The sequence below is a fragment of the Bradyrhizobium sp. Ken01 genome, from assembly GCF_055807355.1.
In genome coordinates, this window is record NZ_JBVVPC010000038.1 from 1 (window position 1) to 24,666 (window position 24,666).

Annotated in this window: 19 protein-coding genes; 5 read left to right on the top strand and 14 right to left on the bottom strand. The window is 65.3% G+C overall.

Going from position 1 to position 24,666, the window contains the following annotated elements; genetic code table 11:
* Window positions 1–421 precede the first annotated feature (421 nt).
* Window positions 422–847: a flagellar biosynthesis repressor FlbT gene (gene flbT, locus AC0L3S_RS29025; RefSeq protein WP_027518934.1), complete on the top strand. Its 426-nt coding sequence runs from the start codon at window positions 422–424 to the stop codon at window positions 845–847.
* A 73-nt stretch (window positions 848–920) separates the two neighbouring features.
* On the opposite strand, the gene AC0L3S_RS29030 is transcribed toward flbT, so the two are convergent.
* The 9 genes from AC0L3S_RS29030 to AC0L3S_RS29070 all read right to left on the bottom strand — a co-directional run bounded on the left by AC0L3S_RS29030 (window position 921) and on the right by AC0L3S_RS29070 (window position 14,971).
* Window positions 921–2,417: a pyridoxal phosphate-dependent decarboxylase family protein gene (locus AC0L3S_RS29030; protein WP_473282988.1), complete on the bottom strand. Its 1,497-nt coding sequence runs from the start codon at window positions 2,415–2,417 to the stop codon at window positions 921–923.
* The gene (locus AC0L3S_RS29035) at window positions 2,414–3,649 is read right to left on the bottom strand and encodes an ATP-grasp domain-containing protein (RefSeq protein WP_473259314.1); all 1,236 of its coding nucleotides are present in this window, start codon (window positions 3,647–3,649) and stop codon (window positions 2,414–2,416) included. Before AC0L3S_RS29035 ends, AC0L3S_RS29030 begins: the two co-directional genes overlap by 4 nt.
* Before the next feature lies 1 nt (window position 3,650).
* Window positions 3,651–5,300: a hypothetical protein gene (locus tag AC0L3S_RS29040; RefSeq protein ID WP_473282990.1), complete on the bottom strand. Its 1,650-nt coding sequence runs from the start codon at window positions 5,298–5,300 to the stop codon at window positions 3,651–3,653.
* Window positions 5,290–6,069: a hypothetical protein gene (locus tag AC0L3S_RS29045; protein WP_473259318.1), complete on the bottom strand. Its 780-nt coding sequence runs from the start codon at window positions 6,067–6,069 to the stop codon at window positions 5,290–5,292. The genes AC0L3S_RS29040 and AC0L3S_RS29045 overlap by 11 nt, the downstream gene beginning before the upstream one ends.
* A 71-nt stretch (window positions 6,070–6,140) precedes the next feature.
* A complete protein-coding gene (locus AC0L3S_RS29050) occupies window positions 6,141–8,519 on the bottom strand; it encodes a flagellar hook associated protein (RefSeq protein ID WP_473282992.1) in 2,379 nt (792 codons plus the stop codon).
* Window positions 8,520–8,540: 21 nt separating this feature from the next.
* Window positions 8,541–10,424, bottom strand: a complete 1,884-nt coding sequence (gene flgK, locus AC0L3S_RS29055) for a flagellar hook-associated protein FlgK (RefSeq protein WP_473282993.1) — start codon at window positions 10,422–10,424, stop codon at window positions 8,541–8,543.
* Window positions 10,425–10,459: 35 nt separating this feature from the next.
* Entirely contained in the window at window positions 10,460–12,712 is a 2,253-nt protein-coding gene (locus AC0L3S_RS29060) for a flagellar hook-basal body complex protein (RefSeq protein WP_473259325.1), read from the bottom strand.
* Between the two features lie 178 nt (window positions 12,713–12,890).
* A complete protein-coding gene (msrB, locus tag AC0L3S_RS29065) occupies window positions 12,891–13,403 on the bottom strand; it encodes a peptide-methionine (R)-S-oxide reductase MsrB (protein ID WP_026233843.1) in 513 nt (170 codons plus the stop codon).
* 56 nt (window positions 13,404–13,459) lie between these two features.
* Window positions 13,460–14,971, bottom strand: a complete 1,512-nt coding sequence (locus tag AC0L3S_RS29070) for an NAD(P)/FAD-dependent oxidoreductase (protein ID WP_473282995.1) — start codon at window positions 14,969–14,971, stop codon at window positions 13,460–13,462.
* A gap of 92 nt (window positions 14,972–15,063) precedes the next feature.
* Here AC0L3S_RS29070 and AC0L3S_RS29075 point away from each other — a divergent pair, with 92 nt between their 5' ends.
* Window positions 15,064–15,597: a SixA phosphatase family protein gene (locus AC0L3S_RS29075; protein WP_473259331.1), complete on the top strand. Its 534-nt coding sequence runs from the start codon at window positions 15,064–15,066 to the stop codon at window positions 15,595–15,597.
* 104 nt (window positions 15,598–15,701) lie between these two features.
* Entirely contained in the window at window positions 15,702–16,127 is a 426-nt protein-coding gene (locus tag AC0L3S_RS29080; protein ID WP_007602088.1) for a universal stress protein, read from the top strand.
* Between the two features lie 901 nt (window positions 16,128–17,028).
* Here the strand turns inward: AC0L3S_RS29080 and AC0L3S_RS29085 are convergent.
* Complete coding sequence (locus AC0L3S_RS29085; protein WP_473259335.1) at window positions 17,029–17,265, bottom strand: DUF1127 domain-containing protein; 237 nt, start codon at window positions 17,263–17,265, stop codon at window positions 17,029–17,031.
* Between the two features lie 184 nt (window positions 17,266–17,449).
* Between AC0L3S_RS29085 and AC0L3S_RS29090 the strand changes: the two genes are divergently transcribed.
* On the top strand, window positions 17,450–18,793 hold the full coding sequence (locus AC0L3S_RS29090) for an aminotransferase-like domain-containing protein (protein ID WP_473282997.1): 1,344 nt from the start codon (window positions 17,450–17,452) through the stop codon (window positions 18,791–18,793).
* A gap of 81 nt (window positions 18,794–18,874) precedes the next feature.
* On the opposite strand, the gene AC0L3S_RS29095 is transcribed toward AC0L3S_RS29090, so the two are convergent.
* The gene (locus AC0L3S_RS29095; RefSeq protein WP_473259339.1) at window positions 18,875–19,474 is read right to left on the bottom strand and encodes a YdcF family protein; all 600 of its coding nucleotides are present in this window, start codon (window positions 19,472–19,474) and stop codon (window positions 18,875–18,877) included.
* Window positions 19,475–19,536: 62 nt separating this feature from the next.
* Window positions 19,537–20,124, bottom strand: coding sequence for a hypothetical protein (locus tag AC0L3S_RS29100; protein WP_473283051.1), 588 nt, complete (start codon window positions 20,122–20,124; stop codon window positions 19,537–19,539).
* 79 nt (window positions 20,125–20,203) lie between these two features.
* On the opposite strand from AC0L3S_RS29100, the gene AC0L3S_RS29105 reads away from it, so the two are divergent.
* On the top strand, window positions 20,204–20,638 hold the full coding sequence (locus AC0L3S_RS29105; protein WP_027566871.1) for a hypothetical protein: 435 nt from the start codon (window positions 20,204–20,206) through the stop codon (window positions 20,636–20,638).
* Window positions 20,639–20,640: 2 nt separating this feature from the next.
* On the opposite strand, the gene AC0L3S_RS29110 is transcribed toward AC0L3S_RS29105, so the two are convergent.
* Window positions 20,641–23,040, bottom strand: a complete 2,400-nt coding sequence (locus AC0L3S_RS29110; RefSeq protein WP_473283000.1) for a bifunctional diguanylate cyclase/phosphodiesterase — start codon at window positions 23,038–23,040, stop codon at window positions 20,641–20,643.
* 112 nt (window positions 23,041–23,152) lie between these two features.
* On the bottom strand, window positions 23,153–24,553 hold the full coding sequence (locus AC0L3S_RS29115) for an MFS transporter (RefSeq protein WP_473283002.1): 1,401 nt from the start codon (window positions 24,551–24,553) through the stop codon (window positions 23,153–23,155).
* Window positions 24,554–24,666 lie beyond the last annotated feature (113 nt).

Consider the following 24,666-nt stretch of genomic DNA (forward strand, 5'->3'; position numbering starts at 1 on the left):
CCAGTCGACAAACGGGACTGGGTGGTGGCGAGCAGGTCGGCGGTGGACTGGAGAGAGAGCAGGTTCTGGCGAACCGAGGAGGAGAGAACGATACCGGACATACTGTTACCTTTCTGGTAGCTACGCGTCCTGTCTGACCGAGATTGATCAAACGACGGGCGGACGGTGCGTCCAAGCCTCTAACAATCCGTGAAATGAACCCCCGGGTTTGTCTGCTTCGCCCCTTCAAAACCCGGCCCGAAAGCCCCAGTCCGAAATTTCGCTGGAACCATCCCATTGAAAGTCTTCACGTTTCCGCGACCGCGGCCGGCGTTTACAACCCGTTAACCACATTGAGCAAGGATTGGACCCAAATCAGAGCCGGCACCCGTCAGCGGGGCACGCACGAGGCTCGTTACAAAAGGGTTGATGGAGAACAGGCATGGCTCTCAAGGTCGAGCTCAAACCACACGAACGCATCATCGTAGGCAATTCGGTGATCACCAACACGGATCAGCGCGCGCGTCTTCTGATCGACGGCGAGAACGTGCCGATTCTGCGCGAGCGCGACATCCTCACGCCGGAGACCGCCGATACGCCGGCCAAGCTCGTCTATCTGGCGGTGCAGCTCATGTACATCTCGCCGGACCCGCAGACCCAGCACGGCACCTATTTCAACCTCGTGCGTGACATTGTCACCGCGGTGCCCAGCTCCTGGCCGATCATCGAGGGCATCAACAACAACATCATGAGCGGCGACCTCTACAGGGCGCTCAAGGAGGCTCGCAAGCTGATCGCTTATGAAGACAAGCTGCGCGACCAGTACGAAGCCAGCCATCTCAAGAGCGACGTCAGTTCGGCCGCCTGAGCACTTTCCCAACATCTAAAACAAAACCGCCCCGGACCAGGTCCGGGGCGGTTTTGTTTTGAAGGAACCGCTATCACTGCGCCGCGAGCGGCGGTGCCTCGACCTCGATCACGCCGCCGCTGCGCCGGGTACCGAACTCCAGCACGGCCGCGACCAGCGCATCGATATCCCTCTCCTCGGTGCGGTGATTGACGATGGCAGCGCGGATCGCAAACTTGCCATCAAGCGTCGTGCTTGAGGGCGCCGCGATGCCGGACTCCTGGATGTCGGCGACGATCTCGCGATTGACCTCGTCGGCGGCGCGGTAACGGAAGCAGACGATGTTGAGATTGACCGGTGCCAACAATTCCAGCCGCGGCTCGGCGAGAACGCGCGTCTCCAGATATTTCGCCAGCGCACAGCTTCGCGCGATCACCGCACCGAGCCGATTTGTGCCGAACGTCTTCAGCGTGAACCATGTCTTTAGTGCACGGAAGCCGCGCGACAGATCGGGGCCGAGATCGCAGGGCCAGACCGCGCCCGCTGCAAGCCCCCTCGCCTCGCGACGCAGATAGGCCGCGGGCTGCGCAAAGGCTCGCCGATGCTGCTCGCCGTCGCGCACCAGCAGGAAGCCGGCGTCGTAAGGCACCTGTCCCCATTTGTGGAAGTCGAGCGCAATGGAATCGGCGAGCTCGATTCCGCCGAGCAGCGGCGCGAGCTCGGGTGAGAGGACCGCGAGCGCACCGAAGGCGCCATCGACGTGAAACCAGATTCCTTCTTCGCGGCACAGTTCTGCAATCGCCTTGAGATCGTCGACCGCGCCGATATCGACCGTGCCCGCGGAGGCAACGACGAGGAAGGGCTTGAAGCCGACCTCGCGATCACTCGCGATCTGCGCGCGCAGCGCCGCGACGTCGATGCGATGATCGGCATCCATGCCGATCTTGCGCAGCGCATCGATGCCAAGTCCGGCCATGTCCATCGCTCGTGAAATGCAGCCATGCGCCGCCTGCGAGGTGTAGGCCGTGAGCAGTGCGCCGTCGTTGCCGATGCCGTGCTGCCGCGCCAGCGTGCCGAGCGCAGCAGTTCGCGCCACCAGCACGGCCATCAGATTGGCCATCGACGTGCCCGTGACGAAGATGCCGCTCGCGCTCTCCGGAAAAGCGAACAGCTCACGCATCCATTCAACGATCTGGCGCTCGACCTCGATCGGCATGTGATCGCGTCCGCCGAGATTGGCGTTGAGGCCGGCTGCGAGCATCTCTGCGAGCATGCCGACGGCGGTGCCGCCGCCGTGCACCCAGCCCATGAAACCCGGATGGACGTTCCCGGTCGCATAGGGCGCGACATGTTTGGAGAAGTCGCGATAGACGTCGGCGAGATCGCTCGCCTCGCGCGGCACGTCGGCCTTGAATGCCGCGCGGACGCCGTCAGGAATCGGCTGCCACACCGGACGCGCGCGAACGTTGGCGATGCCGTCGATCGTCTCGTCAAGCATGCGATGGGCGAGCGCGCGAAACTCGCTCCAGTCCTGCGGATCGAGCGAAGTGTGCGTGACGGAGCTTTGCGCGTTGCGGATGATCTCGTTCATGCTGCACTCCCCTCGCCCGCCTTTGCATGCCGCGACAGCATCGCCGTGAACGCGGCAAAGATCTTGCGCATCTGCGGCGGCTTGTAGGGAAACACGGCGGGCGGATCCATGTTGTGCACGACGGCGGTGTTGTCGGCTTCGAACACCAGCAGTTCGCCGTTGTTGTTTTCGGCACAATCGACGATGAAATAGTCGAGGCCGATGCGCTTGCTCATCTCGTCGAGCGCGCTGCGATGACGCGCAGCGAAAGCGCCGTCGAAGTCGAGCATGAATGCGGCTTCTTCGGCTCGCTTCTCCTCGCTGAACGCCATGTAGGCGTTGAGATACCAGATGTCCCAGCGGTCGGCGATCGCCATATGGCAGGCGTAAGGCTTGCCGGCGACCATGGCGAGGCGATACTTGCGATAGAGCCCGTCAGGGCTCGCATAGTCGACGAAGCGCGCGACGAAGAAGTTCTGCTCCTCGCGCTCGGCGAGATAGGCTTTGAGCGCCGCGGCATCGTCGACCTTCGCGAGCCCGACGCCGGCATGCGTGCCACGTGGCCGCACGATCATCGGAAAGCGCAGCTCCCCCGTGATGCTCTCGCAGGCGATCTTCCCTTGCGAAAGCTCCAACAATTGCGCGCGCGTCGCGTGTGCGGTCACGGGAATGTCCAGACCGGGGATGCCCGCCAGCAACCGGAACAGTTTGTCGCGATCGAGATTGCCGATCAGCTCTGGACGATTGAGCAGTGGCCGCGGCCAGCGCGGCGCGGCCTGCTCGATGGCGGCGAGTGTCTCACGGCATTCCTCGGAATCGGAGGCGACCACGATGGCGACGTCGTGCTCGGGCAACGTCTCGGGAAGACCGACGCCCTTGATGACGTAGAGCGTCAGCAGCTCGATATCGGAGCCTTCGAGCAGGAATTCGATCGGGGTATTGCCGCCCATGTCGATGTCAGCCGCGAGCGCGAGCACCCGCAGGCGGGGCTTCGGAACCGCGCAAGGAGTACGAAACAATTGATGGAAGGAGAGCACCTCGCTCTGGATCACCAGCCCGGCCTCCTTCTCGCCGAGGAGCTGGGCGATCAGCGACAGATCCAGGCCCTCGCCGGCCTCGGCCGTCCCCTCCGCGATCCGCGCCAGAAGATGTTCGCGTAGCGGATGCAAATCGCCGCCCTCGAAGGCCCGGCGCGTCAACTGCGCAAAGCCGATGCGGTCGGAATAGTTCGGCGTGGAAACGGAATGCTGCATCTCAAACCTCGAACGCGGATTTTTCCGGCATGGCCGCAGCCGCGGCACGGTCAAGCAGCAGTTCGATCTTCGCCAGGACGTGAGCGATACGATCGAGAATGTGCTGCAAATTGTGTTGCGCCTGTGCGGCGTCGGCGGACCAGGCTTCGGTGACGAGCCGCGCGCCCACACAGAGGCGCAGCACGGCCTGCGGCGCATCGTCCGGCCGCTCCAGCCTGACCGGCTGGCCGATCAGACAACGTTGCGCGGCGACCTGCTGGTCCGCCGCGCTGCCGCCGATCTCCTGGTTCATGTCGCGCTCGAGCGCGCGATGAATGGCGCCGGTCTCGGCGATCGAGACAGGCTTGCCCTCGCGCAGCAGCGTGAATGGAAAGATCGTACGTTGCGCGAACTCCTCGTCGTCCGCGGCGCTCGTCTCGATTGCGCTTGGAACGGCACGAAGCGACGGCGACAGCGCGATCATGCTGTCGATGCCGGCTGCAAGCTCGGCCAGCATCCTGGCGCGGAAAGCCCCGGGCACGGCGTAGTAGCTGCCGATCTCCGCAAGCGCCGCCTCCCAGCGCAGCCATTGACCGAAATTCGGCCGGCGCTCGAAGCGCGAGCGCAGTGCCGTCCAGGCCATCGGCCAGTCGCAGAGGCCGGCATAGTCGAAGATGCCGGGCGCGATCGTGCCGATCCGGCCGAGTGACCGCGACAGACCTTTCGGCACCAGCAGCGCACCGCTGAAGGCCGGCCCGCCGAAAAACTTCGAGCCGGTCATCAGCACCATAAAGCCGCGATCGAGATAACAGCGCAGCCGGCGGCGGCCGAGCCGCGCCTGGCAGGCATCGACCACCACCTGAACCTTGCGCGGCCAGCGCCGCGCGATCTCATCGAGGCAGGCAGCACTCGGCGCGCGCCAGCCGAGTTTTGACGAATCCATGATCTGCAACAGAACGCGACGGCCTTGCGCGAGGCTGTTCTCGACGGCACGCATGACCGCAGCATCTGCATCGGCGCGCATCGCGAGGCCGGACGCGACATCGAGCAGCGGCACCGCGATGCTGTCGCCGGCGAGGCCCGCGACGGCGGCATCCTTGCGCACGACAATGCCGTTTGCCGTCATCGCGCTGAAATGATGTCCGCGCGCGGTATGGACCGTGCCGCTGCCGGTCTGGTCGGCGCCGACCACGATCGTCACCGGCGGGGCGCCAAGCACCGCACGCGCCAGGAACAACGCGTGGAGCTGGGAATCAGTACCGGAGGGCGAGAATACGATATCGACACGCGGCGCAAGCTGGAGATGGCTGCGCAATTCCTCGCGCATGTCCTCGCAGCGCGCGTCGAACGCGATCTCGACCTCGTCGAAAAGGCACCTGTGCATCAGTTCTTCGCGCGCCAGAGCGGCGCGGTCATAGGCGGCTTGCGAGATGGTCGAGGCGGTCGAGGAGGCGAAATTCCAGATCTCCGGCTTCGGCGAGGCCGCACAGCCATAGGCGTTGACGCGATCCCTCGGGTCGAGCGCCAGCCGCAGGTCTCCACCAGAGATCAGCAACGTATCCAGCGGCGTGAAGAGATCGCGCAGGCGATAGCGCGAGCCGCCGTCGAAAGCGCGCTCCGTGCCTGACACACAGGAGGCGCCGACGCTCATCCCGGAGGGCTCACGCCGCATCGGCCGCCGCCGGCGCGGCTGCGAATTGCGAAGCGACGTCGCCGCGGAACACCGACGGCCCGACGTGATCGAGCGAGCTCTGGATGTCGGCCCAGATATCGCCGCCGATATCGGTCCAGCGCTTGCAGAAGGCGAAGTCCTCGGAAAGATAGGTGCCAGTGGCGGGGTCGATCATACACTCGAACAGCGCGAAGCGGTTGCGGCTCCCCGCCAGGGTATCGTGAGAATGCTCGCGGAAGAATTGCAGGGCCGCATAGTCCGGATGACGGCACATCGTTTCCAGCACGTGGCGACGGATCATCAGGAAACCGGTCCCGGCGTAGCGAACGCGGGTAAAACCGTTGACCACCACGATGCGGTCGGGGTCCTCGATCTCGAGCACATAGTCGAGCGAGGCGGCCGGCACATCGGCCCGGCCGGCCTCGATCGCCCGCTTCGCCTTGTCCCAGTTGACCCGCTTGATCGGATAGCAGCCGGCAACGACGTCGGCTCCGCACTCGATCAGCCGGAACACCTGCTCGGGCTTGAACCCGATATCGGCGTCGATGAACAGGAAATGCGTCGCCTTGGGATCGTCCAGGAACATCGCGGCCAGATTGGCCCGCGCGCGCGTGATCAGCGCGTCTCCATCGCGCAGCAGCACCGTGAGCTCGAGATTGGGCACGCCATGCACGGCGCGCTGGAGCGCGAAGATCGAGCTCGCATAGATGCTCGACACCTGCCCGCCGAAACAGGGCGTCGCCACCACCAGCTGCATCGTGTCCGACATTGACGGCTCCGCCCCGCTCCAATCCTCACCAAGAGGTAAAGAGGCATGGTTAACGGCGCCTTAACGCATCCTTACAGGAACTTGACGAGCGAGAGCTGCGAGAGGTTCGAAGTCACCTGGTAGGACGCCTGGAGGGCATTCTGGAGCGACAGGATCTCGCTCGCGACCTGGTCCGGCGAGGCCGATTCCGCCTGGTCGATGATGGTCTGGAGCTGCGCCTTGGCCTGGGTCTGGCGCGTGCCTGCGTCCTTCATCGTGTTCTGGGCCATCGCGAGGTCGGTCTGGATGTCCTCGATGCGCTGCTGGCCGGTCTGCTTCGTCAGGGCCTGCGTCACCCGCAGGCTCAGTGCGGCGACCTGCCCGCCCGAATACTGCCCGGTCGGCGAGGTCGAGAACGTCCCGAACACGGCGACCGCCTGCAGCTCCTTGCGGATGGCGTCCTCGTTCGCCTGTGCGCCATACTGCACCGTGACGGAATCGTCGACCCGTGCCATCGCGGTGGAGCGCGGCGAGCCGGGCCCGTCATTGCCCAGGTACCATTGCACGGTGGTGGCCGAGCCGTTCACCAGCGTCGTCGCCGAGCCGAGGGGCGAAGAGCCGACGCGTAGCGGAGCCTTTGCCGCCGTAACCGGGGAGGTCGTGAAGCCGAGCGCCGCGAACGCCGTGCTGTTCGAGCTCGTGATGTTGAGGCTCCCGGGATCGTCCGTGTTGATCGTGATCACGCCGCCATGGATGGTCGACGGCTTCGTGGTGCCGGTGATCTGATCGATCTTGCCAAGGAGAGTTGTGATGTTGTCGGTAATGTTGATCTGGTTTGGGCCATTGGCGCCCGAGGCGACAAAAGTCAGTGTCTGACCGTTCACCGTGATCGTATCGGGGTTAACGACAGGCGGACCCGCCGACCCCGCCTGGAACGCCGTTGAGAGGACTTCCGGGCCGCCCGTGGTCGCAGTGCCGCTCAGCACAGTTGAACCGGTGATCGGAGGCGTCGACGGCACGCTGCCGCGCGTCACGCTGCTGAGACCGAGCGCCGTGGCCGCCGCGCCGCCGGTGACCGCCACGTCGGTGCCCGTGCCGGTCGCGATCTGGATATTGCCGCCGGCGCTCAGAGTCACGTTGGCGGCGGGGATGCCGGCGGCCGTCGCGATTGCATTCAAGATATCAGACACGTTCGCGGCGCTGCCCGAAGCCAATCCGATCGTGGTATTGCCGCTGGCCGTCGCGACCGTGGTGACGGTAGGGTCGAAGGTAATGGTATGGGCGCCGCTCGCGCCGGTGATGGTCAGGGTGGTACCGGTCGGAGCGTTGGCGAGCGCGGTGAGAATGGCTCCATTGAGATGGGGTGTCGCCGAAGGATCGAGCGACGTGGTCGTCGACGCAGCCGCCGGCGCGCTGTCCTGCAACGCGACCGAGCCCGTCCCGGTCGTCGAGGTATAGGAGCGCAGATTGCCGGTGGCCGCCCCATTCGCGGTGGCGGATCCCGCCGTATTGAAGAAGTTGTCGCCGGCGGTGACGGCGGAGGCCGCCACCAGCGAGGTGCCGGCAAGCTTCTTGATCGCGGTGTTTAGCGCGGTATTGAGGTTGGTCGCGGTGTTGTTCGGGTTGACCGGGACGCTTGCATCGATCGCAAAGCTTCCGACGGGCGTCGGTGTAGCGGTGGACGCCGTCAGGTCGATCTGCTCGGTCGAGCCGTCGGGCAGCGTGAACTGCACGCTGAGCTTGTCGCCGTTTTTCGGATTGACGCCGTTGAGGTCGACCGAGAACGACACCGGCGAGCCGCTCGGGCCGGTGACCGTCGCGCCGGTCAACGTCGAGGAGACCGCGGCGATCTTCAGGCCGAACGGCGATACCGCGGCGTCCTCGGAGACCATCACCGAGCTCGGCGTCGGCTGTGGCGTCGCCAGCACCAGCCGGCCCATGCCGTTGGCGCCGAGGTCGGCGGCCTGCCGCTCCGCCATGACGGTCTTGAAGCCCGCCTGCGTCGTGGTGCCGTTGATGATGTCGCCGGCATTCGCGACGGACGGCGTGTTGAACGCGGTTCCGGAGAACAGATAGCGGTTGCCGGACTGCGTGTTGAGAACGCCGATCATCGAGCCGAATTGCGCGGCTGCGGTGTTCTGCGCGACCGTCTGGCCGTTGACGTTGAGGTCCTGCGCGGTGTTGGCCGAGCCCGTCTGCACCGTGTTGCGGATCGTGGTCAGCGACTGCAACGCGGTATTGGCGAGGTTGATGCTGACGTTCACGTTGGTCATCGTGTCCGTATAGGCGCCAATGTTGGAGAGCTGCGCGCGCCCGGCGATCGCAAAGCCCTCGTTGGTGCCCATCCCGGAATAGTTCTGCGACAGCTTTCCGGTCGAGAGCTGCGTCGACAGGTCGGTGAGCTGCTGGTTGATGTTGCGGATCTGCGAACCGAGAACCGACGAAGAATAGTTGATGCTGCTGATCGACATGTTTCAGAGCCCTGTTACTTGTTACACTTGAGCCTGGATCAACGTATTCATCATGCTCTGCACCACCGACATGACATGAGCGTTGGCGGCATAGGCATTCTGGAGCTGGATCAGGTTCGACATCTCCGAGTCCAGATTGACGCTGGCGGTCGAGTTGAACTTGGCCTGCAGCGTCGAGACCACGACGCTCTGGCCCTGCTGGAGCTGGGTCGCCTGGGTCGCGGCATTGCCCTGAACGCTCAGGAACTGCTGGAGATAGTTCGAGACGCTGCCGGTGAAGGGCTGGCTCGCCGAGCCCAGACCGGATTGCGGTGAATAGGAGAACACCGCCGAGGTGAGCTGCGAATAGAGATAGTCCGAGCGCGTGGTGTCGCCGGTGGGCGTCACCGGCGAGATGTTGTAGACCGACAGCCTGGTCGGGTCGGTGGTGAGCTGCGTGTTCACGGCGATGCGTCCGGCAAGGCCGGTCATCTGCGAACCTGAGGCCGTGATCGCGCCGGTGTAGAGCGCCTGCCCACCATCGGTGAACAGCGGCAGTTGCGGATTGCCAGAGGTCAGCGACGAGATCGTCTTGGTGATCGAGGCCGAATTGACCTTGGCGAGGCCGCTGTTGTCGTCGGTCACCCGCAATGTGGTGGCCGTCGCCGGCGACGGGGCGGCGGCGAATGACAGATGCGAGCCCGAAAGCGCGGTGTTGAGCGCCGAGGCGATCGCGCCCATGCCGCCGGAGAAGTTCACCCCGATCTGCATCGGATTGGCGTTGGTGGGGTTCTGGAGCGGCAGCGCCGCCGGATCGGTCACGTTGACCAGTGTGACCTGTCGCATCGTGTTGGTGGTCGTGTCGGTGTAGCTGAAGTTGACGCTGTTGCCCGGCGCCGCCCCGGCAAGGTCGAGATCGAACCCGGCCGGCGGGCCGGTGACGGTGCTCCCGGCCGTGGTCTTGTCCGACAGCGCGCTCGACATCGTCGCGGCGAGCTGGTCGATCTGGTTCTGCGCCTGCACCAGCGTCTGGTCCCGCAACTTCAGATCGGCCGCGATCTGGCCCGACGACACCACGTTGTTGGCGACGACGTCGACCGACGATCCGTTCGGGAGCTTGATGTTCAACGCGCCGACGCCGGATTTGGCCGGATCGATGTTGTAGAGCGAGGTCGCCGATAGCGCGCCGGCGGACGCAAAGGTGAATTGCGAGGCCAGCCCGGCGCCGACCAGCTGGATGCCGGTGGTGGTGTAGATGTTGGCCTGGTTGGACCCGTCGGTGGTGACGTGGACGTCGACATATTTCGACAGATTGTTGATGGCCTGGTCGCGCTGGTCCATCAGCGTCGCGGCCGAGGGGTCGTGTTCCGACAGGCCCTGGAGCCTGGAGTTGATGTCGGCGACTTGCTGCATCGCCGCGTTGGCCTGCTGCGCCGAGGTGCTGAGATCCTGCTCGACGTTGGAGCGCAGCGACTGGATGCCCTTGGTGGTGAGGTTGAGCTGCTGCGCCAGCGTCTGCGCGGCGCCGAGCGCAACCGTTTGCGCCGACGACGAGCCCGCGTTGGTCGACAGCGCCTGCAGTGCCGTGGTGAAACTGTTCAGCGCTGTCTCGAGCGTACCGCTGTTGCCGGGCGTGCCATAGACATTCTGAAGCTGCTTCAGGATGTTGGCCATCTGGTCGGCGTAGCCGCTGCCGCCGGTCTCGGTGCGCAGCTGTTTCTGCACATAGGTGTCGAGCTCGCGGCTGACGCCGGTCGTCGTCACCGTCGAGCCGAAGTCGCCGGTGGTGACCTCGATCTGGTTCGGCGTCTGGACGACGTAACCCGGCGTCTGCGAGTTGGCGACGTTCGAGGAAACGATCGAGAGCGCAGCCTGATTGGCACGCAGACCGCTCATCGCACTGGCGAGGGCTGAACTCAAACCCATGTTGACTTGCCGCCTCTGGTTACGTCACGCCCCAATCAGCGCAACACATTCAAGAGATCCTGAACCATCGTATTCGCCGTCGTGATCACCTTGGTGTTGGCCGAATAGGCCTGCTGGGTCACGATCAGCTTGGTGAATTCGTCGGCGATGTCGGTGTTCGAGCCTTCCAGCGACGAGCCGCTGATCGAACCGGAAGCACCGTCGATGGCAGGGCCGGACTGTTCAGTCGCGGCGTAGGCGCCGCCGTCCTGCGCCTTCAGGTAGTTGGTGCCGTTGAAGTGCGACAACGAGACCTGTGCGAGGTCGAGGTTCTGACCGTTGGAGAAGGTGCCGACCACGAGGCCGTTGTTGTTGACCGCGACCGAGCGGAGCTGACCGGCGGCGTAGCCGTTCTGGGTGATGGTGTTGATGGTGACGGCGCCGCTGGTGCTGGCATATTGCGTCAGTCCGCCCGAGGAGATGTTGAAGGAGACCGAGCCCAGCGACTGGCCGCTGACGCTGACGTTGTTGATGGTGATGCCCGAGCCGCTCGGCGAGGTCAGCGAGCCGTCGGCGGCAAAGGTGAAGGCCTGGCCGGTATTGACCCAGCCGACCGTCGTGCCGGTCGCATTCGGATCGGTCTGGTAGAACATGTTCCAGGTATCGGCATGGCCCGCGCCCAGCGAGGCACTGTCGGTCTTGGCCCAGCGTAATTGCAGATTCACCGGCGTGCCGGCCGCGTTGTAGGCGGTCACCGCGCCACCGCTGATCGATTCCTTGGTGAAGGTGGCGATGTCGTTGCCGATCACGCCGCCGGTGCCGGCAACGCCACCACCGTCACGATTCTTGGTGATGGTCGAGGTGAACCCGAGCGCGGCGAAGGCGGCGCTGTTGGAGCTCGCCACCGACAGGTTGGAAGCTGTGCCGGTGTTCAGCGTGATCACGCCGCTGCTGCTGACCGACGACCCCGTTGCACCGGAGAGCGCGTCGATCTTGCCGAGCAGCATCGTGATGTTGTCGGTGACGTTGATTTGGTTCGGGCCTGACGCGCCGGAGGCCATGAAGGTCAGCGGCTGACCATTGACCGTGATGATGTCGCCGGCGGAGAAGCCCGATGTGATCACCTCGGCGCCGCCGGCCGCCGCCGCGCCGCTCAGCACCGTGGCGCCCGAGATCGCGGGCGAGGACAGCACGTTGCCGCCTCGCGTCACGCTGCTGATGCCGAGCGCCGTGGCCGCCTGACCGCTACCAACTGCTACGTCGGTGGTGGTGCCGCTGGAGATCACGATGTTGCCGCTGGCGCTGAGCGTTGCGGTGACGCCGGCACCGCCGGCGGTCTGGATCGCGCTCAGGATGCTGGCCACCGTGGCCGTGGTGCCCGCGCCGAGACCGATCGTGGTGTTGTTGCCGGCGGTCACGACAGTGGTGCCGCCGTTGAAAGTGACCGTGTTGCCGTTGATGGTCAGCACCTGGCCGCTGAGCGCGGTGAGGGTGGTTGAGGCGAGATGCGTACCCACGGAGTTGTCGAGCGAAGTGGTGGTCGATGCCACCGCCGCAGAGTTGTTCTGGAGCGCCGTTGTGCCGGTCGCAGTGGTCGACGAGTATGGCGAGCGGATATTGCCGGTCGCGGCAGCGCCGGACGTTGTGGCGTTTGCATACGGCGGAGGCGGCGTGCCGACCGGCAGCGGGTTGGCCGCGAAGTCCGACGGGTTCAGTCCGCCGGCCGCCAGCAGCGTCTTGGTCGCCGCCGTCGTGCTCGCCACGGTGTTCGGCTGGGTCGGCAGGTTCGCCGCGTACTGGATCGAAGTGGTCGCCTGCGCCGGAATGAAGTTGTTCTGGAATTTCAGGACTGTCGCGACGTTGCCTTGCGGGTTGCCGGTTTTCGGGTCGACCGTGACGCCCATCAGGTAATAGCCGGCGCCGTTGACCAGATTGCCGTTGGCATTGAGCTGGAAGTCGCCACGCCGCGTGTAATAGGTGACGCCGCTGAACACCGGTGCGTTGTCGACGACGCCCGTCGCCTTCTGGATCGAGAAGAAGCCGTCACCGGTGATCGCCATGTTGGTGGCGACGCTGGAGCCCGAGATCGTGCCCTGCGTGGTGATCGTGGCCTTGGCGTTGGCCGTCACGCCGCCCGCGACCTGCTTGCTCGGGACCGATGAGTCGGGAATGAGATCGACGAAACTGGTGCCGATGCCCTTGTACGCGGTGGTGGATGAGTTCGCGATGTTGCCGGAAATGTTCTGCAGCGCGTAGGACTGCGCCTGCAGGCCACCCACCGAGGTGTTCATTGCATCGAAGATACCCATAACTTTGTCTCCAGATCCGATCTCGGCGGCCGGTCGACCATGGCCGCAGTCGGAGGAGACTGTCGCAAGGGCTATGCCAATGCAGTTTTTGTCATAAAATCAATCACTTAACGAAAAAGCCCCGGTCTGATGACCGGGGCACAATTGCCGGGACCGGCAACAATTGCCGGGACGAAAGCTAGGTTGCGGACGCCGCCGCGGGATGAAAGACCAGCCCGAAACCGTCGATGCAGTAGCGCAATCCGGTCGGCTTCGGACCGTCGTCGAAGACGTGGCCGAGATGGCCGCCGCAGCGCCGGCAATGCACCTCGGTGCGGAGCATGCCGTAGGTCCGGTCCTCGGTCTTGCCGACATTGCCCTCGATCGGCTGGTAGAAGCTCGGCCAGCCCGTGCCGCTCTCGAATTTGGTATCGGAGGCGAACAGCGGCAGGTCGCAGCCGGCGCAGGCGAAGACGCCCTTGCGGTGCTCCTTGAGCAGCGGGCTGGAGCCCGGCCGCTCGGTGCCCTCCTTGCGCAGGATCTCATATTGCTGCGGCGTGAGCTGGGCACGCCATTCGGCGTCCGTCTTCTCGATCTCGAATTTCTGCGCGGCTTTCTCTCCAGCCTCCGCGGGCGATGCTCTGAGCCAGCGGAAGGCCGCAAGGCCGAACAGGCCGGCGACGGTCGTCAACAGGATGCGGCGGTCAAACATCTCATTCTCCATGCGGGAGCGTCTACGCCCTGAGATACGGGCTCTAACGGCTGACGTTACACTTCCGGGCGGGATTTTTCTCGGGTCTCTTGCGCGACGCGGTCCTCGCGCGAGACCGGTTCCGAGGCTGGTTCTGAGGCTCGTTCCGTGCCTTCGGACGCAGTTTTCGGCGGCTGGGCAAGCCGAGGCCTGACGCCTGACGGCGGACGGCGCGGACCGGTGCCGGCGGCCCGGTTGGCTTCGGCGAGGCGCGTCTCGCGCTCTCTGTCCTTGATCCTGGCACGTTCACGATAGCGGGCAAGCGAGCCTGCGGCTGCGGAACTCGCCCTGCCCCAGATTCCGACCAGTTGGCCGGCAACCCGCCCCGTCGTTCCCCCCGCCCAGACCAGCTCGAACGATGAGAACAGCTTCCAGCGCTCGTCGCCCCACAGGATGCTGCGGGCGATCATCTGCCCGGCCATGGCCGAGGTGTTCATGCCCTGGCGGCCGAACCCGCTGGCCACCCACAGGCCTTTGCGCAACTGGCCGATCTGCGGCATGCCATGCACGGTCTGGCCGGTGGCGCCGCCGAACGTATCGGTGATTTCGACATTGCCGAGCTGGGGGAAGATCGACCGGATCCGCCGCCTGACAGCGCCCGCAAAGCGTTGCGGCCGCGCCGCCCAGGTGGTCTCCGGGCTCTCCCACATCAGGCGGTCGCCATCGACGATCCGGAAATGATCGACGCCGTCGGAATCCATCACTGATCCCTTGAAGGCGACGATCTCGTGCACGCGCTCGCCGAGCGGCGCGGTGATGCCGGCATAGCGCCAGACCGGCAGCAGCGTTTCCGACAGGCGCCGCAGGGGCGCACCGAGATGGATGTTGCCGGCGAGCACGATATGGGTGGCGCGCAGCCGCGCCGAGGGCGTGACGATCCGCTTGCGGATGCCGGAATGATCGATGCTGACGACCGGCGTATCCTCGAAGATGCGGGCGCCTGCGCGCCGCGCCAGCGCCGCAAGGCCATGCACATATTTGCGGCCGTCGACCTGGAACGCTCTCGGATAATACACGCCGTGGAAGTAGTGATCGGTCTTGAGCACCTCGCGAACGCGATCGACCTGCCAGCCCTCGGCCTCGGTGTCGAAATCCTCGTTCAGCATCTGCAAGCGGCTGATCAGCCGGTCGCCGGCATCGACGTTGGAGACCTCGAGCACGCCGTCGGTCGGGCCAATTCCGGGCATGTTCTCCTCGGTGGCGTTGGCCCGGACGAACTCGGCGCCCTCTTTCGACAGCGTCCACAATTCCCGCGCGTCCTCGAAGCCGATTCGCTCGATCAGCTCGGCGAGCGGCAGCGCGAAGCCCGGCATCACGGTGCCGAGTTGATTGCCGGAAGCGTTCCAGCCGATGTGGCGGCCCTCGAGCACCGCGACGCTGGCCCCCAGCCGGGCCGCCTCGAGCGCGATGGACAGTCCGGCAAGCCCGGCCCCGATGACGCAGATATCGGCATCGAGGTCGAACGACAGCCGCGCCCGGTCGCGAAATCCGGCTTCTTCCTGGGACACGCTTGTGAAAGTCTCGCTCATGTCGTTTCTTAAAGGACTGAGCGGCCGCTTGTCACCTTGTCCTCGACCGGCGCCTGTAGATTATCCTGGTCGTGTAACGATTCGAGAATGCCATGCGCCGTTTGCTGCTGCTGCGTCACGCCAAGACCGAGACCGACGCGCCGAGCGGCCGTGACCAGGACCGCCGGCTCGACGATCGCGGCCACAAGGATGCCGCCGAGATCGGCGACTGGATGGCCGCCCATCCCCCCTTTCCCGAGGCCGTACTGGTATCGCATGCCGTCCGGGCCCGGCAGACCTGGGACATTGCGTGGGAGACCATGAAGGACCGCGTCGCCGCGCCGCAGGTGGAGGTCCTGCCGGAACTCTACGCCGCCGATCCCGCCCAGATCCTGGAATCCATTCGCACTGCAACCATTCCGGCTGATCCGAAGCAATTGCTGCTGGTCGGCCACAATCCGGGCATGCACGAGATCGCCCTGATGCTGACGGGCAGCGGCGATCCGGCCGCCGCCAAGGCGCTCGCCGACAACCTGCCCACCTCGGGGCTTGCGATCTTCGATTTCGACGTCAAGGATTGGGGTGACGTGGCTTACCGCCGCGGCAAGCTGGTGCTGTTCGTCAGTCCAAGGCTACTTCGAAGTTAAGGCTACTTCGAACTTAAGGCAGCTTCGAAGTTAAGGCTGCTTCGATCGGGTTGATCGCACGACGTGCCGGCAAGACGTCCTGACTGGAAGATTTGGAGGCGCAGATGTTCAAGTCCATCCTGGTGCCCATCGACCTCGCCGACACCGACCTGGCCAAGCCGGCGATCGCGACCGCGGCAACGCTGTCGCAGACCTGGAGCGGCGTGGTGCGCCTGCTCAACGTGCTGCCGATGACGCCGGTGATGCTGGCCGAATACGTGCCGGCCGATTTCGACGAACAGCAGCGCCAGACCTCGGAAGAAGCCCTCGCCATCGTCGCACGCGAGTCCGGCATCGAGCCTTCCCGCATCTCCAGCGTGGTGCGCCAGGGCGGCATCTATCACGAGATCCTGGAGGAAGCCGTGCACATGAAGGCCGAGCTGATCGTGATGACCTCGCACCGGCCGGCGATGCGCACCTATTTCCTCGGCTCCAACGCCGGGCATGTCGTGCGCTACGCGAAGTGCTCGGTGCTGGTAGTGAGGCACTGAAGGCTCTGTTCGTAGCCCGGATGGAGCGAAGCGTAATCCGGGGCCGCTGTGCCCGCATGGATGGAATCCCGGATTGCGCTGCGCTCCATCCGGGCTACAAGATATCGCATTGCCCGTCGGGCAAAACACCCGAACTGCAGGTCAACACCTGCCGCTGAAAATATTCCACTTTACCGAATTTCGGAAACGGCGTATGTGTCGCCGCAACCCGGCCCAAGGAAGAGGGGCGTATCGCGATCGTCACGAACGCGGGCCGGACAGCGGCGGACGCTGGGCCACACCGGCGCGAATGGCTTCGCAGGGCGGGCAACCGTGAGCGAAGGCGTCGCGCACACGACCGGTGTGATCAGCGTACGGCAAAACCGTGTCGTCCTGACGCCGGGGTCTGTGCGTCAAGTCTTGTGGTGATGTGGCGGCCCGACCGGGCACGCAGCATCAGCGATCCATGAGGCGACGGGGGCAATAGTGCATCGCTCCCCGGGGAGATCACGACATAAGCCGTCAAACCGCTGCGCAGGGAAGGCCGGACGTTTTGGCTTCACCTGTATGCCGCTGTGCAGATTTTCTTACTGCAACCTCGCACAGTGGACCGCGGGTGCCAGCCGGCGCTCGGTCTTCCCTGCGCCCTCTTTCATTTGGGGGCAAGGCGATGAAGCAAAGCTCGGGCGAAACAAGCCGCGAGGATGCGAAGGTGCGTCTACGATAAAAGCGCAAGCTGAAGGAGCGACAGTGCTACCCACAAACGCCGTCATTGCGAGCGCAGCGAAGCAATCCAGAGTCTTTCCGCGGAGGGATTCTGGATTTGCTTCGCTGCGCTCGCAATGACGATGTCGAAACAGGTGTGCCTGAAAACTCAGTCTGGTGCCCCGGACGCAGCGCGTCCGGGACAAGAGCGAAGCACTTACAGATACCGCGTCAGCTCTGCTTTGGCCTGACCGTAGACCGCGTCCTCGATCTGGCTGCGCGTGATCCCGATGTCGCGCAAGGCCCGGTCATCGAGGTCGTTCAGCGTCTTGACGGCGGAGCGGCGCTCCAGGTGGTCGAACAGCGCATAGGCGCCGTTGGCCAGCTTGCGGAAAAATCCGTCCGACGAGGATGAGCGTAAACTCCGCCCGGCGGTCTGCGAGATCGTGGTCATTGTCCTTCTCCGGCCTGTTGTCCACGCGGCGATGCGGATGCCGTTGGCGCAAGCGCCCGAGCGCCTGCACCTCATTTGCCGTCGGATTGCTCTCGCTCTCCTCGGCTCAATCGTGAAGCTTGATGGAACTTAAATGCTCCAGTACACTACTCGGAGCAAGTAAAACATTGCTCTCGGTGCAATAATGTCCAAGTTCGAATACGTGAAGCTTGCCGATGCCATTGCTCTCGATATCTCTAACGGCACGTTAAGGCCGGGCGATCGGCTGCCGCCGCAGCGCAATTTTGCCTATGACCGTGGCATCGCGGTCTCGACCGCGAGCCGGGTTTATACGGAGTTGCTCCGCCGCGGCCTCGTCGTCGGCGAGGTCGGCCGCGGCACCTTCATCTCCGGCGCCATCAGGCGCGAGGTCGAGGCGCTGAGCGAGCCGCGCGACGCGCGGATCGATTTCGAGGTCAATTATCCGTTATTGCCGCAGCAATGGGCGATGATCGCCAAGAGCCTTGCAGGGCTCGAGCGCGTTGACGCGCTCGAATCCGCACTGCGCGTCTCCACCAGCACCGGCACCAAGAGCGCGCGCAATGCAGCCGCCGCCTATCTCGCGCGCAAAGATTTCGCGCCGCAGGCCGAGCAGATCATCTTCACCGCCAACGGCAAGCAGTCGCTCGCGGCAGCCCTCGCGGCCCTCGTTCCCACCGGCGGCCGCTGCGGCGTCGAGGCGCTGACCTATCCTTACGTCAAGAGCATCGCCGCGCGGCTCGGCGTGACGCTGGTCCCGATACCGATCGACGAATTTGGCGCGCGCCCAGACGCCATCCAGAAGGCGCATCGCGAGGCGCATCTGTCGGCGCTGTATCTCCAGCCCATCATCCAGAACCCGCTCGGCGTCACCATGAACGCGACGCGGCGCGCCGACATCATGCGCGTCGCCGAGAAGCTCGATCTCACCATCATCGAGGATGCCGTCTACGGCTTCCTGGCCGACGACACGCCGCTGGCCGCGCTCGGCCCCGACCGCTGCATCGTGATCGACAGCCTGTCCAAGAAGGTTGCGCCGGGCCTCGCGCTCGGCATCCTGGTCGCGCCGCCGGGATTGCGCGAGGGCGTGATGAGCGCGGTGCGCACCGGCGGCTGGATCGCGTCCGGCCATGCGCTGGCATCCGGACAGCGGCTGATGGCCGACGGCACCGTCGCCGAGCTGACGCGGCTGAAACGCATCGATGCCGCGCGCCGCCAGCAGACTGCGGCAAGGCTGCTCGCCGGCTACCAGCTCTCCGCCGACCCGCGCTCCTATCACCTCTGGCTCATGCTACCGGCACACTGGCGCTCGCAGACCTTCGTCGCCGCGGCAGCCCGGCGCGGCATCGCGCTGACACCGTCCTCGACCTTCGCGATCGCCCATGGCCACGCACCGAACGCAGTGCGGCTCGCACTCGCCCCGCCTTCGTTCGAGCAGCTCGATTCCGGCCTGCGCACGCTCGTGTCGCTGCTCGGCACCAAGGAAGAGGATTTCGACTCGACGGAGTAGCTAAAGCGTTTTCGAGCGAAGTGGATACCGGTTCGCGTCAAGAAAACGCGTCAAACAAGAATCTGATGCCGTTTCCCCCGCTCAGGCCTCCGGCCATTCCGCGATGAAGCCCTTTGCCTTGTAGGGCTCGATCTTGTCCCATTCGTGCAGCATGCGGCGGCAAAATTCGGGATCGGTGTGCCAGAGCGCGCGCGGCGTCGCAAAGCTGTCGACCGTGAGCAGCATCTTCTCGACCTCCGGCCAGTGCCGGTGCAGCGTCATCGGATAACGCCGCGCGGTCCAGGTGTTGCCGAGGCAGATCACATTGCGAACATTGTGCAGCCCGAGCGCCGCGTCAATGATCGGCAGCGAGAGGATCACGTTCTCGCCGGTGTTTTGGGCATGATGTTCCTCGATAATTCGGTCGGCCGGAATGCCCGCCGCGACCATCGCCGCCTTGATGATGGTGCACTCGGATTGCTCCGAGCCCGGCGTCACGCCGCCGCTGACAATCGACCAGCGGAACAAGCCCTCGCGCCACAGCCTCGCGGCAGTATCGGCGCGCAAGCTGACGTCCTCGCGGGTGCCGAACATGAACAGCAGGTCGGCCGGCCGCAGCGGCGTGTCGATCAGATGCGTACGGTTGATCTCGGCGATCTCATCTGCCGAAGGCCTACGCGTGCTGCGATCCATGGCTGACATAACCGCAAGATGCGACACCGACGCAGGGGCGCGAAGTCACATTTGGTTGCCGCCCATTGCAGCTAGGGCAGCAACGCTCCCGGCAGGCGATCGAAGCTGTAGCTCCGCGGCTGGTTACGCCGGACGAAGCCGCCGATCTGCCAGGCGAACAGCGCGGCAAAACCGATGATGAACAGCGCGCCGGCGAATTCGCCGATCGCGAGCGCGCGGACCAGGAGCCCCGTCATCGCCACCGCAAGTACCGCAAGAAAAGCCAGCATTGTCGCGTAGGTCCTGCGGCCAAGGCCCGCGATCAACTCGGCGCGGCTGCCGGCCTGCGCCATGCGCGCGTGCAGCGCGACGATGAAATTGCGAAAGCCATTGTCCTGCGGCGCCATCAAGGCCGCGGTCTGCCAGCTCGTCGACAGGATCGCGATGCGGCCGCCGCCAGTATGGCTGACATCGGCGCGAAAGCGGCGCTGCTGCATCGAGACGGGGCGGAACGACAGCCGGATTGCACCGATCTCGTCGTAACGCCACAGGCCCGAACGGCCGCCGATGTGCCATGACAGCCCCTCCTCCGTCAGCTCGAAGCGATGCGCCGAGCCGATCAGCGACGCCTTGTAGGCATAGCTCGCGCCCGCGGCCGCTTGAGCTCCCGAATCCTGCATCTTCACAAACAATCCGATCCGGGCGATCCAGTCTGCGATCCGCTTGCGTGAGCGCCCTGCCCCATCCTACAAGCGAGACATGGCTGAGACGATTTTTTTTCCGCGGCGCCTGATTCTCGGCGCCGCCGTGATCTCCGGCGTGCTGCTCGCGCTCGCCGTGCACATGCTGGGCGCGCGTTACGGCCTCGACCTCGGCGGCCTCTGGCACTCGGACACGCACGAGTTCATACCGGCGGGCGCGGCGATTGCCTGGTGGCTGATCGCCTCCGTCGGCTTCTCCGGCGGCTATTTCACGGCAACATTGATGCAGAGCGCCGTCTCGGGCCAGATCCCGCAACGGATGCGGCAGTTCCTGATCGCGGTCGGCGTGCTGCTGCTTGCGGGTGCGGGCCAGGTGGCCTCGGCGCCGAGCCCGGTCCCGACGGTCTCGGGCGTGCTGGCCGGGATTGCCGCCCTGGGCCTCGGCGCCGTGATGGCGTTCTGCGGCGCGCATTTCGCACTGCGCCGCGGCTAACCTCAGGCGGTCGCGCGCAACGGCGGTCGGTCCAGCATGATCGCGACATCGGAAGCGGGCCGCGGCTTGCTGAACAGATAGCCCTGCGCCTGGGTGCAGCCTTCGCGCCGAAGCAGCTCGAGTTGCCCGTCGTTCTCGACCCCCTCTGCCGTGGTGACGATGCCGAGGCTGCGCCCGAGGCCGGTCACGGCCCGGATGATCGCCATCGAATCCTCGCGCGTCGCCAGCTCCGACACGAAGGAGCGGTCGATCTTGATCTTGTCGAACGGGAAGCTGCGCAGATAACTTAGCGACGAATAGCCGGTGCCGAAATCGTCGAGCGAGATGCGCACGCCCATTGCGCGCAGCTCGTGCAGGGTGGTCAGCGTCGCCTCGCTGTTCTGCAGCAGCACGGATTCGGTGATCTCGAGTTCGAGGCGGCGCGCGTCGAGGCCCGACAACGCCAACGCCTCGGTCACGGATGCGATCAGATTTGGGTTCCTGAACTGCACGGGCGACAGGTTGACCGCGACGTCGACATCGTCAGGCCAGGTGGCGGCGTCGGTGCAGGCGGAGCGTAGCACGAAATCGCCGAGCTGGATGATGAGCCCGGTCTCCTCGGCCAATGGAATGAAGCTGAGGGGCGCGATCAGGCCGCGCTGCGGATGATTCCAGCGCAGCAGCGCCTCGAACGCGACGACGCGACCGCTGGCGACGTCGCGGATCGGCTGGTAGTACGGCTGGAACTCGTCACGTTGCAGCGCCGCGCGCATGTCCATCTCCAGCAGACGCCGTGCTTGTGCGCGAGCATCCATGCCGGTCTCGAAGAAGCGATAGGTGCCGCGGCCGTCCGCCTTGGCGCGGTACAGTGCGAGGTCGGCGTTCTTCAGCAGTTCATCGGGATTGTCGCCGTCCTGCGGCGACAGCGAGATGCCGATAGAGACACCGATGATGATCTGATGGTCGTCGATCTCGTAAGGCGCCGAGATCACCTCGACCAGGCGGCCGGCAAGGGATCGTGCCGCGGTTTCCTCGGAACGTCCGATCTGGACCACGGCGAACTCGTCGCCACCGAGCCGCGCCACGGTGTCGCTCTCGCCGACGGTGGCCTTCAGCCTGCGCCCGACCTCCTTGAGCAGCGCATCGCCGATGGGGTGGCCGAGCGAGTCGTTGATGTCCTTGAAGTGGTCGAGATCGAGACAAAGCACCGCGAGCTGGTCGCCCGATCCGGTCCGGCGCAGTCCCTGCACGAGCTGCTCGTGGAACAGCACGCGGTTCGGCAGGCTGGTCAGCGCGTCATGGCGGGCCATGTGCGAGATCTTGGCCTGGGCCTCCAGCCATTCGGTGATGTCCTCGAAGGTCGCGACCCAGCCGCCACCATGCATCGGCTGGTTCACAACCCGGATGGAGCGGCCGAACCTGGTCACGACGTCGGTCGTGGTGCGGCTCTCGCGCGCGTCGGCGACGAGGCGGGCGAAGAATTCGCCGGCATCGCCCTGCCACTGACCCTTCGCCTGCTCCTCCCGCAGCACGTCGACCAGCAGTCGGCCGGTGAGCAGGATGTCGGTGCGGCCAAGCATCGCAGCATAACGCTCGTTGAACAGGATGATCTTGCCGTCCGCATCGAACATGCACAGTCCCTGCGACATATTCTCGAGCGCGGTATCCAGCACGACCTGCTGGCGGCCCAGTTCGCCCTTGGCGCGGCGATCGAGCAGCGCGGCCACCAGCGCAATCGCGATGATCGCAACTGCGGCACCCGCGGTAAGAAAGGACAACGAGGCCGGCGGGATCGATAACCCGCTGATCGCGAGCGTCGGATCCGGCGTCAGAACGACAGCGCCCATTGCGGTGAAATGATGTGCGACGATGGCGACCGTCAGCAGTGTGCTCGCGGTCAGCGCGTGGAAGAGGTCGTCGCGCCGCGCAGCGACGAACAGCGCGAGCGCCGCGAAAACAATTCCGAACAGCACCGAGGCGGCAACCGTGCTCCGGATCCAGTCGACCCGTGCCGGCATCTCCAGCGCCGCCATTCCGGTATAATGCATCGTCGCGACCGCGGCGCCGACGATGGCGCCGCCGAGCACGATCCACGGCGCGCGCACGGAGGATGCCGCAAGACTCAAGCCCACGAAGGTTAAGGAGATCGCGAAGATCAGGGAAAGGATCGTCACCGGGATGTTGTAGGCGCCGGCACCGCCCGGCCCGTAGGCGAGCATCGCAATGAAATGCGTCGCCCAGATGCCGCATCCGCTGACGGCGGCATCCAGGGCGATCCAGACCAGGCGCCCGGAGCCGTGCGTCGCGCGCGCCCGGTGAAACAGGCTGATCGCCGCCGCGCTTGCGAGCAGGCACACCGCGCCGCCAAGCGCGACGAGCCGCCAGTCGTGCTCCTCGGTGAGACAGTAGAGAACTTGATGCATTGCGGGCCCCTATCGATCCACACATGAACCGACAGAGATGGACAGTCGGTAACCGGCTACGTGCCTGTTTCGGGGATGGTGAACGGAATCTGTGTTCAATCGCTCGGATTGTTCATCCGCGCGAAGGCGCGGCGAGGCCGATCACGGCGGCGGCGAGCAGCAGCACGGCCGCCGACACGACCAGCGACAGGTGCAGGCCAGTCATAAACGACCCCTCCGAGGCCACCAGCGAACCGAACAGCGCAACGCCGAGCACGCTGCCTGTCTGCCGCGTCGCGTTCAGGACGCCCGCCGCGATGCCGGAGCGTGCCTTCTCGACGCTGCCCAGCAAGGTCGAGGTCAGCGGCGGCACCAGCAGCCCAAGTCCGCTGCTGATCGCGATCATCTGCGCAAAGATCGCCCAATAGCTCGTGCCGGCTTCGATCCAGAGCAGGCCGACGCAACCGAGCGCCGAGACGCAGGCACCGACGACGATGGTCGGGCACGGGCCGATACGCTCGGCGAGGCGCGGCGCCAGCAGATTGACCGGCAGCACCACCGCCATCATCGGCACGAAGGCGAGACCGGTCCACCATGCCGACAGCCCGTTGATCCTCTGGAAATACAGGCTGAGCACGAAGATCAGGCCGTAGATCGCGATGTTGACGAGCAGGCCGACGAGCGAGGTTAGCGCGAACAGCCGGTGGCCGAACAGCGACAGCGGCAACATCGGCTGCGCCGCACGGCTCTCGCGCCAGACGAAGAGCACGGCGAGAATTGCAGCTGCGACGAAGGCCGCGACCACGGCTGGGTCCCAGCCAAGCGCGCCGCCTTCGATGATCGCGCCGGCGAGTGCTCCCAGCGCGCCGATCGCGGTAAGCTGACCGGGCAGATCGATCTCGCGCGAGCGCGCCCGCGTGGTTTCGCTGGCGTAACGCCAGCTCAACCACAGGCCAACGAGCCCGACCGGCAGATTGACCAGGAAGATCGCGCGCCAGCCGACCAGCGTGATCAGCGCGCCGCCGACGAAGGGGCCCGCGGTGAGCGCGAGGCTCGCACCGGCGGCCCAGATCGCAACGGCGCGGCCGCGCTCGCGGTCGTCCGGATAGGCATGATTGAGCAGGGCAAGAGAATTCGGCACCAGAATCGCCGCTGCCAGGCCCTGGACCAGCCGCGCCCCAATCAGCACGCCCGCATTGGGCGACAACGCACAGGCGAGCGATGCCGCGGTGAAGATGGCGAAGCCCGCCATGAAGACGCGCTTGGCGCCAATGCGGTCGCCGAGCGCGCCGGCCGTCAGGATGAAGGCGGCAAAGGCAATGGTGTAGGCGCTGACCACCCATTGCAGCTCGGCGACGCCGCCGCCGAGCGTCCTGCCCATCGCGTCGAGCGCGGTGTTGACGATGGTGACGTCAAGCTGCACCACGCCATAACCAAGGCTCATCGCGGCAAGGGTGAGGGATGTCGCAAGGCGCGAGCCGGCAGGCGGCGCGGCGGCTCCGAAGGCTTCGTATCTGGCGGTGCTTACTCGCATGCTGCCATCTCGGTTGCAGCCCCATGCGAACGATACGCTTCCCGCTCGCCGCCATGTTACGACAACGATCGAATGATGGATGCGTGACGGATGTGTCATGTTAGAGCGTCGTG

Excerpts from the sequence above, each read along its gene's own strand:
- AC0L3S_RS29030 (WP_473282988.1), bottom strand. The coding sequence starts at position 2,417 with ATGAACGAGATCATCCGCAACGCGCAAAGCTCCGTCACGCACACTTCG.
- AC0L3S_RS29070 (WP_473282995.1), bottom strand. The coding sequence starts at position 14,971 with ATGAGCGAGACTTTCACAAGCGTGTCCCAGGAAGAAGCCGGATTTCGC.
- msrB (WP_026233843.1), bottom strand. The coding sequence starts at position 13,403 with ATGTTTGACCGCCGCATCCTGTTGACGACCGTCGCCGGCCTGTTCGGC.
- AC0L3S_RS29075 (WP_473259331.1), top strand. The coding sequence starts at position 15,064 with ATGCGCCGTTTGCTGCTGCTGCGTCACGCCAAGACCGAGACCGACGCG.
- AC0L3S_RS29045 (WP_473259318.1), bottom strand. The coding sequence starts at position 6,069 with ATGTCGGACACGATGCAGCTGGTGGTGGCGACGCCCTGTTTCGGCGGG.
- AC0L3S_RS29095 (WP_473259339.1), bottom strand. The coding sequence starts at position 19,474 with ATGTCAGCCATGGATCGCAGCACGCGTAGGCCTTCGGCAGATGAGATC.
- AC0L3S_RS29090 (WP_473282997.1), top strand. The coding sequence starts at position 17,450 with ATGTCCAAGTTCGAATACGTGAAGCTTGCCGATGCCATTGCTCTCGAT.
- AC0L3S_RS29110 (WP_473283000.1), bottom strand. The coding sequence starts at position 23,040 with ATGCATCAAGTTCTCTACTGTCTCACCGAGGAGCACGACTGGCGGCTC.
- AC0L3S_RS29050 (WP_473282992.1), bottom strand. The coding sequence starts at position 8,519 with ATGTCGATCAGCAGCATCAACTATTCTTCGTCGGTTCTCGGTTCGCAG.
- AC0L3S_RS29040 (WP_473282990.1), bottom strand. The coding sequence starts at position 5,300 with ATGCGGCGTGAGCCCTCCGGGATGAGCGTCGGCGCCTCCTGTGTGTCA.
- AC0L3S_RS29105 (WP_027566871.1), top strand. The coding sequence starts at position 20,204 with ATGGCTGAGACGATTTTTTTTCCGCGGCGCCTGATTCTCGGCGCCGCC.
- AC0L3S_RS29100 (WP_473283051.1), bottom strand. The coding sequence starts at position 20,124 with ATGCAGGATTCGGGAGCTCAAGCGGCCGCGGGCGCGAGCTATGCCTAC.
- AC0L3S_RS29115 (WP_473283002.1), bottom strand. The coding sequence starts at position 24,553 with ATGCGAGTAAGCACCGCCAGATACGAAGCCTTCGGAGCCGCCGCGCCG.
- AC0L3S_RS29080 (WP_007602088.1), top strand. The coding sequence starts at position 15,702 with ATGTTCAAGTCCATCCTGGTGCCCATCGACCTCGCCGACACCGACCTG.
- flgK (WP_473282993.1), bottom strand. The coding sequence starts at position 10,424 with ATGGGTTTGAGTTCAGCCCTCGCCAGTGCGATGAGCGGTCTGCGTGCC.
- AC0L3S_RS29035 (WP_473259314.1), bottom strand. The coding sequence starts at position 3,649 with ATGCAGCATTCCGTTTCCACGCCGAACTATTCCGACCGCATCGGCTTT.
- AC0L3S_RS29060 (WP_473259325.1), bottom strand. The coding sequence starts at position 12,712 with ATGGGTATCTTCGATGCAATGAACACCTCGGTGGGTGGCCTGCAGGCG.
- AC0L3S_RS29085 (WP_473259335.1), bottom strand. The coding sequence starts at position 17,265 with ATGACCACGATCTCGCAGACCGCCGGGCGGAGTTTACGCTCATCCTCG.
- flbT (WP_027518934.1), top strand. The coding sequence starts at position 422 with ATGGCTCTCAAGGTCGAGCTCAAACCACACGAACGCATCATCGTAGGC.